The organism is Dyadobacter tibetensis Y620-1 (genome assembly GCF_000566685.1).
GTDB classification, from domain to species: domain Bacteria; phylum Bacteroidota; class Bacteroidia; order Cytophagales; family Spirosomataceae; genus Dyadobacter; species Dyadobacter tibetensis.
Genome location: NZ_AZQN01000003.1, coordinates 1,059,891 through 1,074,298, shown reverse-complemented (window position 1 = coordinate 1,074,298; position 14,408 = coordinate 1,059,891). Strand labels below are relative to the sequence as shown.

Below are 14,408 nucleotides of genomic sequence, written 5' to 3'. Positions count from 1 at the left end.
CTATATATCCAGAATCACTCTATTTGCTCTCTACGTTAGAATACTACTTATCAATACGATACAGTTATCTATTCTTGGAATAAATTATTTATCGAGCCTAGGAATAGAAATCAGCAAACCATTTACAACAGCCTATTCCATTATTGCCGCATTTTTACTGCCATAGAAAGGGATTCTAAGGTCCCAGCTTTGAGTACCCACATTCACCTTGACGAGCACACCTTCTGCCGTCTCTTCCATGATGTTCGTCTTCACTTCTGGCAATTCTTTTTCGAAGGGGAGCAAAACCCAGACCAGAGTTGTGTCCGAATTAATTTTGGATTCATAACTTCCTGCTGTATTCGGACCGAAAACATTATATTCGGGGCTGTACCAGCCTTGTAGCTCCGGAGTTTCCTGTCCATTGATGAGCCTGGGCGTCCCTTGCATTTTGCCCACCGGAATAACTGCTAGATTGCCACTTTCATTTACCGTTTGTATTCGTCCATCCTGTACACTTACTTTACAATCGGGATGCCAATGCCAAAGTGCCTGCACGCTGCGGGGCCGGTCAGTAGACAGACGGTCAACCACTACCCAGAATTCTCCGCGAACATAAAATAGCGCACGGTGATGTGTAAATGTTCCTTTTATCCCCTTAAAGGAATCCATAGATCCAACGGCAAAATCGTAGGCTTCCGTCACTTTATAATCAGACGTCGACAAGGCTTCCTTAGCCAGCAGAGGTCCGGCCCCTTGTCCTTTTCCATCTATCAACAAAACATTATGCCCTTCACTACCCCTGGCATAGGGCCTGAATTTTTCTGCCACTGCTCCTGTATAGGCGAAACGACCGGCATCCACCAGTAAATCCCTGCCGTAGGCGGCAATGGATAGATGTAATTTATCGTTATGCTGATGACCACTTCCCCAAGGCCCCAGATCGAAAAATGACCAATGCGCTTTCGCGTCATAACCGCTGCGTGAAATTAACTGCCCCGCCCAGGGGAAAAAATAAGATGGGCCCTTTACAGGACGACTCCCTTTACTGCCATTCGCTGCTAAATAGGCCCATTCTGGTTGGTTATATTTTTCTGCAGCCTGTAGTAAAAGCTCTCGATCACTGCCGCGGTCCCCATCGTTATTGAGAATCCGGTGCCCATCGGGCCGAATGGCCCTTGCAATATAATCATACATATCTACTAATGTCTGGTTATAAAAATCAGGTAAACTCTTTCCAGCTCTTAAACAAATATCTTTGAAAAGCTCAAAATTGGCCAAGGATACATTATGGTAGTGGGAGGTTAATTCCGTTTGTACTCCATCGGGGTATATCTGCCCTTTCATACTTTGTACCATCGCATTTACACTGTAATCGAGCCAAGACTCCGATTCTTTATATTCAGGAAAGTTGGTAGCGACAGTAGCCAAAGCAGATATTTCCATGGTTAACCAGTTATTACCTCCATGGAAATTACGATTGTAATGGGCATGATGGGAAAAACTGTGGAGCATTAATAGGCGTGTGGCATCACTGAAGTCCTTACTCGCTAAAAGGGCGTAAAACACCCTGGACCATACCTTCGCACGGGCAGCCACTTCCAGGCCTCTCCATATAGACCCTTCACCTTTGGCCGACGGATAAGGAAGGCTCTTGAGAATGAAGTCTTTCAAAAATGAATCTATATATCGGACATAAATGGGATTGCCAGTTTGAAAGTAAATATCCAAAAGCTGATTGAGTTGGGTATGCCTATTGGACAACCAGGCCCATTCCCGATCCTTATTTGGCCCCTTGTAAAACCAATCTCTATGACCGTCGCTTCCTATTGGAAGTTTTCCACGAACATTTTGAATCTCGAAAATATTCTCTAATAATGTATCTCCCGCTGCTACTCTGCGATCGCTAGAGTCGGGCAATTCTTTTATAAGAAACCCGGCATGATTACCCTCCCTATAGTAATCTAGCAAAGATGTGCAGGCCTGCTCCAACTTTCCTGCTTTCTGGGCAGCATGAACCCTCTCCAACCCTGGGCGGGACAGGTCCAGATCATTGAGTAAGGAATGCATCAGGTGGGGACGCGCAGTAGTAATGTCTTCTACCGAGGTCCAGTTCTGCCACTGACCCTGGCCTAAACCCAAGCCAGGAAGGATCAATAACAAAAGAAGGGTTTGAAAAACAGAGACAATAATTCGCATAATAATGATCAGAATAGGATGGTGTTGATTAGTACCTTTATCTGAATAAGCCCCGAATGGGGCCATATTTACTGCAATTAATTGTCTTTAATTCTCCGATCAGCCCGAATTTAATCCCCCTTTTCGGTCATTGCCTAATCTGTTAACATTGGAGAGGTTATCATTAATTCGTTCTCATAAACTTCAACTTTTTTGGCTAGTTCCATAATATTCTCCACATTCAGCTTTTCGCAGATCCTGAGCTTATGAGTGCTAACCGTAGACATTTTAAGGTCTAGTCGGGCCGCCGTCTCCTTTACGGATATCCCTTTCAATAAGAGTTGCATAATCTCCTTCTCCCTTACAGTAAGGTGGTGAATTGGATTAAACATCATTTGATTATTCTCAACAATAGATGAAAGTATCAAATTTTTTATTTCTTTCCTTAAAAATCGATGTCCATTGAGCACGGTTAAGATAGCCAAAGAAATTTCCGATTCCTCACTCATTTTAGAGACAAAACCATTCGCGCCCTTATTCATATAAAATGGAGCATGTACCCTTTCGTCCCTTCCACTCAGTATCAAAATAGGCACTTCAACTTGAATTTCTCTAATTCCCCTGATCATCTCCGCGTCGCGTCCCTCTGGAATACTCAGGTCCAAGATCACCATTTTCATTGGATGGATTCTGAGCATTTCCTGAGCCTGGGAGTAGCTACCGGCCTCATGAATAACCCCGGTAAAGGGAATTTCTTTAATCAATTTTTTGACCATAACCCGTACCAGGGGATGATCGTCCACCACTAAAATATGCTCCATTAAACTTGAAATTAGACTCTAAAAAAGTAAGATCGAAGTAAACATATATAATCTATTATCACAATCGAAATTTTTCTACAATCAACAAGTCATAAATCTAAAGGTCTTCGGAGCACTCCCCTTACTTTTGATATGATCAACATCCAGTAACATAAACCAAAACCATCCTCGTAAAACTGCTGGGCTATTCCAAATTCAGACTATTACCCATAAAAATAATTTTGATTAAATGAATTAGTTCACATTACCACAAAATTATGGAAACCTACTTAAACTCATCTTAAAACGATCCTGACAGGTTGATGTAAGATAGAACAACCTGGAATCTATCATTTGACAAATACATACACAACAAATCATGTAATATTATGGACTTATCTACTTTTAAAATCCAATATAAACAGGGTTCTTCTTGGACCAAAATGTCAATTTTGCTCCTGACCATTCTCTTGCCGCTTGCATCCTATGCGGCGAACATTACAGTTTCGGTATGGAACGATGGGAATGGAAACGGGCAAAAATCCAATGCGGAAGGAATTGTAGCGGGAAACAGCACTCCCTTATGGATAAATCTGGTAGACCCAGCCACAAGTCAGGTGGTGGGCCAGGCTGCTATCAATAACTCTGGAGTGGCCACCATTACGGGTGCTATCAATAGCGCTAGCTATAGGCTTATTATGACAAGTGTTAAACCAGTTCTGGGATCGACACTCACGGAATCGAGCACCCCAACCAACTTTGTTCACACAGGCATTAACCTTACCTCAGGATCTACCGGAGCGGGGGATACCAATAATAAAACCGGAATAATAGCCATTAATATGCCGGCCAGTGGCAACCTAAACAATATTGCTTTTGGAATAGAACAGCTACCGGCGGCTCTTTCCATTACAGCAGCTCCCCAGCAAAATCCCAATGGCAATTACAAAGTGCCTGTCATCTCCCCCAATGCTTTGGATGCGGAAGATGGAAATATATGGAATACCGGGACGGGGACAGTAGTAATAGAAACCTTACCAGACCAGGGAACACTGTACTATAATGGCACAGCGGTAATAGCAGAACAGATCATCCCTAACTTTAATCGAACCCTGCTTCTAATTGACCCCAATGACGGCCCTGTCTCTGTTGCTTTTGACTATTCCGTAATTGACAAAGCAAATCGACCCAGCCCGAGTACAGGAACCATCACAATGCCATTCGTTGAACCCATTGCCTTTGCCTGTGATTCTTATTTGTATCAGGTAATAGTTCCAGATAATAATTCCTCTAGTATTTTATATCGGTATAATCCATTTACTGGAAATAGAACTGTAATTAAAAACCTGAGCTCTAAATATAATGCGATTGGGTATAACTTAAAAGATAATATGATCTGGGGTTCAGACAACGAATCAAGTCGCCTAGTAAGACTAGACAGCGAAGGCAATGAATTATTTTATAATGTGCCTAACCTACCTAATCTGAGCTATAATGTGGGTGATATCACCAATGATGGTTATTTAACATTATACAATTCTACCGGTTCCAAGTACTATGTTGTTGATTTAAACGTGGAGAGCCATAATTTTATGCAACTAGTGGATCCCAAACTTAACTATTCCTTAGATACTGCCCCTTATGGAAATGATGTAGTAGCTGGTTTAGCTATCTCGGATATGGCTTATAATCCTAGAGATAATAAATTCTATGGGATTATTTCTGCTAATAGATCCAATTCATTTAAGATCATTACAATTAACCCTATTGACTTCTCTTATTCTCTCTCGTCTGTAGCCGTTTCTGGTGGAGGCATTCAAGGTGAAACAAATGGAGCAGGTGCGGTATTCTTCGATCAAAATGGATCTTTCTATATTTTCAATAATAGTCAGGGAAGTTACTATCGGATAAACTTAGATACCTATAAGGCTTCATTATTGTCCACCCGTCAACCCAATTCATCGCATTTACCTGCGACTCTTATTTGTATCAGGTAATCGCTAGCAGCTCCACAGCCAACAGTGTTTTGTATAGATACAACCCCTTTACCGGCACCAGGACTGCAACCAAAACATTAAGTGCCGCTTATAATGCCATAGGTTATAATGTTAAGGATAATATGATATGGGGTTCTGACAATAACTTTAATAGAATAGTTCGAATTGATGCTGAAGGAAATGAAACTCATTTTAGCATTCCCAACCTTCCAAATGAGTCATTCAACGTGGGTGATATTACAGAGGATGGCTATCTCTACCTATATAGAGTTATAGAAAATAAGTTTTATATAATAGATTTAAATGAAAGCAACTCCACCTATTTACAACTAGTTGATCCAGAACTTAGCTACGCACTTGACACGGCCCCTTATGGCAGAGCAACCTACCCGTTTCATATTAATGACATGGCCTATAACCCCAAGGATAAGAAATTTTACAGCATCATCAACACCTCGGGTACCAATGCATTTAAGATACTAGCCATTGACCCTATCGATTTGTCATATAAAGTAGCATCTACTGCCGTATCGGGCGGAGGAATTCAGGGCGAAAGCAGCGGATCTGGGGCCGTATTTTTCGACCAAAATGGCTTCTTTTATACCTTCAGTAATATGTTAGGAAAGTATTATAGAATAAACTTGCAGACGAACACGGCCACTTTGTTATCTACAAACTCGATCGCATTTACCTGCGACTCTTATTTGTATCAAGTAATCGCTCCCAATAATAGTTCAAACAGCACTTTATACAAATATAACCCCTTTACTGGAAGCAGGATGGCAGTTAAACTATTAGAACGTAATTATAATGCCATTGGATACAATCAATTAGATAACATGATTTACGGGGCCGATGTTAACTCATCCGATTTGGTTAGAATAGATTCTGAAGGAAATGAGAGGATTTACACGGTGCCAAATTTACCAATGGGTCCATATAATGTGGCAGATATAACAGACGAAGGTTACTTATATATATATTCAGGATTAGGCACTACATATTTTATTATTGATGTGAATCAGTCACGTCCAACATATATGCAATTAGTTGATCCAAGAATAGCTTATGCAATTGATACCGCTCCATATGGTGTCCCAGTGATTGGCTATGCCATTAGCGATATGGCTTATAATCCCGTTGACAAAATGTTCTATAGTATCATTGTTCCAGGACGAGCAAATTCTTTCAAAATTTTAAAAATCAATCCAGTTGATTTATCGTTTACCCTAAGTACTAGTACAGTAACAGGAGGAGGAATTCAAGGAGAAACAGGTGGGGCCGGTGCGGTATTCTTCGATAAAGACGAATCATTCTATTTATTCAATAATTCTCAAGGTCGATATTACAGAGTAGACCTAGCCACAAATCAAGCTACTTTACTTTCTACATACACCCCAAATGGCTCCAACGATGGTGCATCCTGCCCTATAGCCCCGTCCTTCCAGATCGACCTGGGCGATGCCCCAGATACTTATAAAACTTTGCTTAACAGTGAAGGGCCCTCGCATGTTTTAAGTTCTAACCTGCTTCTGGGACAATATGTAGATGCTGAAGATGATGGTCAACCCACCACCAATGCAGACGGGGATAATCTGTCGGATACACCGAATGACGAGGATGCGCTGGCGGCAGTCCCTGCTCTGGGCACTACCTATACCAGCTATGAGCTCGATGTGAAGGTCACCAACAATACCGGCGCCGATGCTACCCTGAGCGGCTGGGTGGACTTTAATAGAAATGGGGTATTCAACACAGGAGAAAGGGCGCAGGCAACTGTCCCTAACGGTGCCACGTCCGTAAAATTAAACTGGACCGGACTTAGCGGCTTATCGGCCGGACAGAGTTATATCCGCCTAAGAATCGCCTCTGTCCCATCCGAAGTAGCCAACCCCAGTGGAGACGCAGGAGCTGCAGGAGATGGGGAAGTGGAGGACTATTCGGTCAATATCTTCCTGGTTCCACCGCCAACCGCAGTACCCGATGAGCTAACCACCAATTGTGATGCCGGCACAATCGATATTCTCGCTAATGACCTGCCAGGTGGGGCGCCCATCGTAACAGCAAATACCAGATTGCTTAACCCAGCCGACAGCAGCCGAGTGGTATCGGTCATGATCCCAGCAGAAGGCACTTTCCTGCTGAATCCCACAACTGGTATCGTCACTTTCACTCCCGAAGCTGCCTTCCAGGGAACTTCTTCTCTTCGCTATGTCATCGTCGACGAAAATAACCTGGAGTCCATTGCGGCTATCAACGTCACCGTCGACTGCCCACTTCCGGTAAAACTCCTGAACTTCGACCTGAGCATGGAACAGAACATCGTTCAGCTCAACTGGGCTACCACCTCTGAAACCAACAGCGACTACTTCCAAATTGAAAGGAGTCAGAATGCTAAAGATTGGATCACCATAGGTAGCGTGAATGCCCAGGGAGAGAGTGCCCAGCTTAAACAGTACCGATATACAGACGCTATGCCCCTGGCAGGAGAAAACCTATATCGCCTTAAAATGATAGATCAGGATATGACCTTCGCCTATAGCAGAATTCGTAGTTTGAATATCGACTCAGAAGTTGACAGGCTAAGCATTTATCCCAACCCTGCTACCGATTATATTCGTATTCAAGCCCCTGAGCAAGTGGTATCCGTCCATTTGATCGACAAGGCAGGTAAACGAGTACTACCTCATTCGGCTAAAATAGACCAGCTGGGCAAACTAAAGGTCTCAGGTTTAGAGCCTGGTGTTTACATCCTAAATCTGCTTCGCAAGGATGGTACCACAACAAGCCATAAATTGATAATTGACGAAAAATAAGTAAGCAAGTAAGCCTTTACAGCAGTAACAAAAAAGACCTGGAGCTAGAAAGCTCCAGGTCTTTTTTATAGGAGTTGGGGACATAATGATCATTTCTGAAGCAAACCGAATGGCTGTCAGCTTCATTATGGATATATGATGTGCAATTTCCTTCTCCGAGATTACCCAATATCCACTAATCTAATTTCTGCTCAGATTTCAGATTACATAAACCCATACTAATTCTTTCCAATTCCATATACCAAAAACATTCTATATGATATGAGCTACAGATTTAAAACTCCCCTGCCTTACAATAGCTATTTTTGAGTCAGTTACATTAAAAGCGATAACTGCGCTCCACCCTTTAGAGCATATAACTGAGCTTAGTTGATAAGAATCATAGAATTAAATAGGAACTATTAAATATATTTTTCTACAAATAGCTATCTAAATGAATTATAAAATAGACAGTTCCTAGAGCAAAATTAACCTGTAAAAGTTCCGACCTACACACTTTAAAAACATATTCAAGCACACCTTACAATAGCTATTTTTGAGTCAGTTACATCAAGATCAACAGCAACTTACAATCGGCAAAACATAAAATCTCCACTTAGCTCTAATTCATCGAGCCACTGGTAATCAATAGATATTTTTTTACGTAAATCTCATATCCATGAAGCAGCCATCAGACACATCTTAGGGTGAACCTTATATCTGGGAAACACCGAACTACTTTTCTATTAATCAACCTATACGTTTACATCCTAAATCTGCTTCGCAAGGATGGCACCACAACAAGCCATAAATTGATAATTAGTCATTGAAATTCATAAAAACTTAGCACTACTCGAGCCGTCATGTTCAAGCATGGCGGCTTTTTTATAATATATGGTTAAGGAAAACCATTTATCTCAAGCCCTACCGAAACCATTTATATTAGAATGCCGCACAAAATACAAAATCAAACAGTCAAATACTACACATCCATAGCGTTTATTCTTCGTAATATATCCACTCTAAGGAGGCCATATTACTATACATTACAGATCCCTATTTCAATATATTTGTCTGGACTAATCATATTAGTTTTATATCGTGCGAATTAAAACAGGAGATTGAAAGAAATATTTACCCATCTTCCTCATTTGCCCCAAAATTAGGATGTAGAAAAAGGAACTATTATCGTCCGAAGAATGAAGACTAACCCTCATCTCCGAATCGCTCATCTGACTGCTATTATCGCACCTAAGAGGAGAAAGTGTCTTCAAGTAGTAAAATTAGCCCTGTTAAAGCCTATACACCATCTAACCCCATATATGCATGAGAAAAAGGAAGATTCTACAGTTATAAACTGGAAGTAAGTTCAAATTATTTCATTAATCATCAAATTATCATTTACATGACCATTTTTACAAAACCTTTTGAATCCATACGAAAAAGTATAGGATCATATGAAGTCAGATTAATGTCACTGATATTGCTAATGGGGCCCGCGGGCTATTCGCAACAGTCTAGCCAAGGCAATACCACCATTTTCAGTGGGGCCCAGATGACCTTCTTTGGAAATCATGATTTTGCCACCGGCGGATCAGGTACGCAACCGGGCATTATAGGCACCGTTCGTTCGGCCACATATGGTGTACTCAACTATAGTTCGTCTAGCTTAATTGTTACCGGAGCTAATAATGCGAACCATGTTGATGGATATGTCCGAAATTTAGGGGGAGGCAATTTTATTTATCCCGTTGGAGATAATGGAGCCTATCGTCCCTTCGCCGCTGATGGAGCTGGAACAACAGGAGCCTATTTTGGAGTGGATCCCAACTCGTCGGTAACAAGTAATCTGGGAGGCGGCAATTACCCTGTTCTGCCTCCAGGCGCTCCTTTCCCCACTGCCGATAAGCAAACCGCAATACAGTCTGTCAGTACTAAAGAGTATTGGGACATTGACGGAACCAACTCATCTTTGATCACCCTAACCTGGAATGCCAACAGTGATGTGGCCGCCCTTACTGGAAGTAAGCTTCCCTTGCTCACCATTGTAGGCTGGAACCCCTCCACCCTACAATGGGAGGAAATCCCCTCCACCATCGACGCTGTAGGAATACTTGGTGGAGCCAGTACACTCAGTTCAGGTTCCATAACCACCGACCTTGCAGGTACCCCTGGCAATTATACCGTTTATACCCTTGCTGGCAAAACAGATCCTTTACCAGTAACTCTGGCTCAGTTCCAGGCTACCAAGGAAAACAGAAACACTTTGTTGAATTGGGTCACTACCTCAGAAACCAATAGTTCTCATTTCGACATAGAACGTAGTGCAAATGGTAAAATTTGGAATCAAATTGGACGAATCTTTTCTAATCAGGAAACTGCAGTCGAGCAACATTACCATTTTTTAGATAAAAGTCCTCTAAGTGGTGAAAATCTTTACCGCCTGAAGATGGTCGATCGCGATAAGACCTACTCTTATAGCCGGATTAGAAACATAAATTTTGAGACCAGCGAATCTCCATTAGCCATCTACCCTAATCCTGCCAATGAATTTGTTCGGATTGCCGAGCCTGATCAGGTAAGTGGCCTATCGCTAGTAGATGCAAAAGGGGTCCATTTATGGCCCCATACCTCCAAGCTCGATTCGGAGGGCCAGATCAGTGTAGCGAATTTGAATCCTGGAGTCTATACTCTACTGGTTGTTAGGAAAGATGGTTCGAAAAAGAGTCATAAGCTGTTGATTGCACGTTAAATAAGCAAAGGTATCGGTTATTATATGGGGGAGCGCCACGTGGCAACTCCCCCTTTTTTTATGGTTTCCGCGCCCCCTGACCGACCGTATCCTATACATCCCAATGCCTGTCTTAAAATCGGTGACTTCTGCAGCTAGGTTCCTTGTATCAATACTTCCAGTCCTAAGCTATCCGCCCCTCACTGATCCATCAGAACGAATACTTTATAAAAACCCTGTTAATTTCAACCTGGCTGATCGATTTTTTCAGTAGCAGATATTCTAGGAAATAATATTTAGTAATAGCTTTCATCCTACTAATCCTACTGTTCAAAACATGCATCAAGGATCATTCATGATTACTATCCAGTAAAATACTGATCAATATCATTTATTGTACCTACTAGTATATACGGAATAAATTACTAATTTGCAGTCCTACAAATTCGATTGCAGTACGAGTTTCCCTGATCCAAATTATCAAAGTAAAAATGACGCACTGCGAATCGAATTATAGTATAAATCCAGCTACCAAATACCATACTCATCAACATTCTTACCCATTTTGACCCCGTACCAATGAGATTTTTCATATACCCGGTCCGATCGAAGAAACAGCTTCATACTTTATTAATTTTACTTCTTAACTTAATTGCCTGTACAGCACCCCATTCCTGGGCGCAACAAACTATAAAAGAGATAAAACATCGGCGTTTTCATATTCAGCACTTTACTGACGAGGAGGGCTTACCTCAAAACAGTGTCAAAAAAATAGCAGCTGACCGCCATGGTTATATCTGGCTAGGTACCGATGCGGGACTAACCCGTTTTGATGGACAGCATTTTAATCATTATGATGAATTTGCCTCCATTCGAGGAATACATTCAATGGAGCCTGCAGAGACCGAGGATCCGGGCTTTTTCTATGCAATTACTGATCAATATGACCGGATCAGGATTCAAGACGGTTTCGCCAAACTCATCAATACAGATCAGGCAACAAAAAAAAAGAATAAATTAGACTCCTATTTACCCTACCCAGACAGCCTGATAACCAGGGGCTTGCCCGAACCTTATCATGACATTATTTTCCCTCATCATTTAATCATTTCCTTTCCTCCTTCCCAAAGTATCATTTGTTCTGATTCCGCCATATCTATTGTCAATAAAGGGACGACCATAAGTAATTATTTACCCCTAGGAGTTAACAAATGGCGGTATTTTCGAATTGGCAACACGCTCTGCTATTTAAAAAACGACGGAACCCTTATAAGACTGGATCTGTCGAACCCTTCTGCCAAAGGAATTGAACAAAATCTTTCTAATATCAGCGGAGCTAAGCAGGAAGACATTCATCTATTTTGGAGCAATAGTATGGACCAGGCTATGATTGCAAAAGGCCTTGAATTATATATCCTGGAAAAAGAAAAAACCGGAACCATCGCTGCAAGGAAAATCCTGTCTGACTTCGACATCAATGCCAATAAAATAATTTCAATGTATTACGATAAGTTGCATAAAAGATTATTTTTAGGGAGTTCAACGGAAGGGCTTTTTGTAATTACGGAGAAAGAGTTTCTAACCTTAGAAGCTGCAAAAGGCAGCAATATCAATCATAATGTGTATTACGGCCAGATGCTCCTTAACCCTCAGTCCGTTCTTACCACACAAGGCGAAATATTCGAGTGGAAAAATAACTCCACCATTCTAAATTCGGAAAACCTTCTATTAAAGAAACACTTTAATGGGGACAAGTACAGTATACTAAGAGATTCTGATGGGCATATTTGGACAAAGAATTTCGACTATCTGTATAAATATAACAGTCAGGGGACCCAAATGCTGGGCAAACAACATTTTAAAGAAGGGATGACCTGGCTGTATGAAGGCCGGAATAAAACCTTATGGATTGGATTTCGATTTGCTGGCCTTTATCAACTCAATTTGAAAACGGGTGAAATGGTACCAGAAAAATTTATAGGCCCACCCTTGGAAAATATCTCCTGGATGCACCAAGATAGGGATGATCAACTTTGGGTGGGTAACGACAAAGGCCTCTTTCAAATCGATTTAAAAACCAAAAAAGTCTCGAAGATAAAGCAATTAGACGGGCTGTTTATTAGAAGTATCTATAGTCCTGCTCCTAATGAAATGTGGATTACTACATACAAGAATGGGTTTTTCCTTATCCAAAACGGAAAAATTATCAAATTCCCTTTGGATCAGAAACATTATTTGGCCAGAGCACATTGCCTGATCGAAGACAGCCAGGGGTATATGTGGATTACGACCAATAACGGACTTTTTCAGATCAAAAAATCTGCCCTGCTGCGCTATGCTTCAACCAAAACCATGCCCTATTACCGACACTTTGATAAGACCAACGGCTTTCAGATTAACGAATTTAATGGAGGTTGTCAGCCCTGCGGGCTTATTATGCCGAATGGCTATATCTCTTTTCCTTCCATGAACGGGCTTGTATGGTTTCAGCCTAGTCAAATTACTAACATCAAACATTCCACTCCGATCACTATCGATAATATTTTCGTAGACAATAATGAAGTGAGACTGGTTCATGATAGTATAAGCATCAATCATGACTTTAACCGCTTACGACTAAATATTAGTAAGGCCTATTTCGAGCCCCTAAATAACTTACAGTTACAATACGCTCTTACTCCCCGGGGCAGCTCTACCAAACAGTGGTATAAAATTGAGGATAAAGACTTTAAAATAACAATTTCTCTGCTTCAACCAGGCGAATATCAGCTTACGATTCGTGCAGTGGATGGATTTGAAAAAAGCAATGAAATAGAAAGGAAAATCACGATTATGGTGGGTAAACCATGGTATCGCACCTGGTGGGCTTACTCTTTAGGACTTCTGCTACTGGGCACTACCCTCTATCTGGCCCTGGCTCTACGACTAAAAAAGGCATTACGACGAAATGAAATATTGGAAGAAAAAGTGAGAGAACGAACGCTCACCTTAAGAGAAACCATTTTGAATATGAAGTCCTCGCAAAATCAATTGATCAACCAAAACCGTTTACACAGCCATATCATTGCATCCATATCTCATGATGTTCGTTCCCCATTAAAGTTCATTTATGATTGGCTAGAAACCGTTCCCACCAGTCTACAGAAAAATGACAGTAAGACAGTCTCAACTTCAAGCATTATCGTAAAAAAATCGGTGGCTAATATGATGCGACTTACCGACGATATGACACAATATCTTAAGGCCCGCACTTCCGGAGATCAGGATGGATTGAGCAAAACCCATTTGAAAGCACTGGTTGACAAAAAAACTGAACTTTTCAAGAACCTTTCCTGGCTAAATAAAGGCACTATCAGTAATGAAATCGAGGAAGATTTACAGGTATTCACCAACGGTAATCTACTGGGAATTGTCATTCATAATTTACTAGATAATGCGCTGAAGGCCAATCCCACGGGTCAGGTACGTATTCTGACAGACTGGAAACGGATGAATGGGGCCGAATATCTTCACCTTCTCGTTATTGATAATGGTCCTGGCCTGCCCCCACGGTTAACAGAATGGCTGAACTCCCCTACAGGAGATAATACAATTCCTCCCAAAGACTACCAGGGACTAGGTCTGGCCTTAATCAAGAACATTTGCGATATGCTACACATCACTATTCGTGTAACTGTTCGCAATGGAACAAAATTTGAACTAAACTTCCCCAATCCAGATAAACAAAAACATCAAATAGTTTCTACAGACGAGAAGTCATATTCCTAGTATATAAAGAATTACAAAGGTTATATTTGTCGATATATTTACGAGTAGATAAATAAAACGAAAATTACTCGCTCTGATAGATCACTATACACACCTTTATAATAAATATGGTAGGAGGGTACACCTTAATTCAATGCCAGTTTAGGGATACTGATCCAAA

6 protein-coding genes are annotated in these 14,408 nt (G+C 41.3%); 4 read left to right on the top strand and 2 right to left on the bottom strand.

Features of this window, described 5'->3' with window-relative positions; translation table 11 throughout:
* Nucleotides 1-132: 132 nt before the first annotated feature.
* Complete coding sequence (locus X939_RS0111405; RefSeq protein ID WP_025763400.1) at nucleotides 133-2,244, bottom strand: alginate lyase family protein; 2,112 nt, start codon at nucleotides 2,242-2,244, stop codon at nucleotides 133-135.
* Nucleotides 2,245-2,312: 68 nt separating this feature from the next.
* Nucleotides 2,313-2,978: a response regulator transcription factor gene (locus tag X939_RS0111400; protein WP_025763399.1), complete on the bottom strand. Its 666-nt coding sequence runs from the start codon at nucleotides 2,976-2,978 to the stop codon at nucleotides 2,313-2,315.
* Between the two features lie 368 nt (nucleotides 2,979-3,346).
* Here X939_RS0111400 and X939_RS23045 point away from each other — a divergent pair, with 368 nt between their 5' ends.
* The 4 genes from X939_RS23045 to X939_RS0111380 all read left to right on the top strand — a co-directional run bounded on the left by X939_RS23045 (nucleotide 3,347) and on the right by X939_RS0111380 (nucleotide 14,248).
* Nucleotides 3,347-4,954 (top strand): DUF6923 family protein, encoded by a 1,608-nt coding sequence (locus tag X939_RS23045; RefSeq protein WP_025763398.1) that lies wholly within the window; start codon nucleotides 3,347-3,349, stop codon nucleotides 4,952-4,954.
* Complete coding sequence (locus tag X939_RS0111390; RefSeq protein ID WP_025763397.1) at nucleotides 4,942-7,770, top strand: DUF6923 family protein; 2,829 nt, start codon at nucleotides 4,942-4,944, stop codon at nucleotides 7,768-7,770. The genes X939_RS23045 and X939_RS0111390 overlap by 13 nt, the downstream gene beginning before the upstream one ends.
* 1,384 nt (nucleotides 7,771-9,154) lie before the next feature.
* Complete coding sequence (locus X939_RS23040; protein ID WP_025763396.1) at nucleotides 9,155-10,501, top strand: T9SS type A sorting domain-containing protein; 1,347 nt, start codon at nucleotides 9,155-9,157, stop codon at nucleotides 10,499-10,501.
* Between the two features lie 558 nt (nucleotides 10,502-11,059).
* Nucleotides 11,060-14,248, top strand: a complete 3,189-nt coding sequence (locus tag X939_RS0111380; RefSeq protein ID WP_025763395.1) for a sensor histidine kinase — start codon at nucleotides 11,060-11,062, stop codon at nucleotides 14,246-14,248.
* Nucleotides 14,249-14,408 lie beyond the last annotated feature (160 nt).

Coding starts and splice junctions, on each gene's coding strand:
- X939_RS0111405 (WP_025763400.1), bottom strand. CDS start 2,244: ATGGCCCCATTCGGGGCTTATTCAGATAAAGGTACTAATCAACACCAT.
- X939_RS0111400 (WP_025763399.1), bottom strand. CDS start 2,978: ATGGAGCATATTTTAGTGGTGGACGATCATCCCCTGGTACGGGTTATG.
- X939_RS23045 (WP_025763398.1), top strand. CDS start 3,347: ATGGACTTATCTACTTTTAAAATCCAATATAAACAGGGTTCTTCTTGG.
- X939_RS23040 (WP_025763396.1), top strand. CDS start 9,155: ATGACCATTTTTACAAAACCTTTTGAATCCATACGAAAAAGTATAGGA.
- X939_RS0111380 (WP_025763395.1), top strand. CDS start 11,060: ATGAGATTTTTCATATACCCGGTCCGATCGAAGAAACAGCTTCATACT.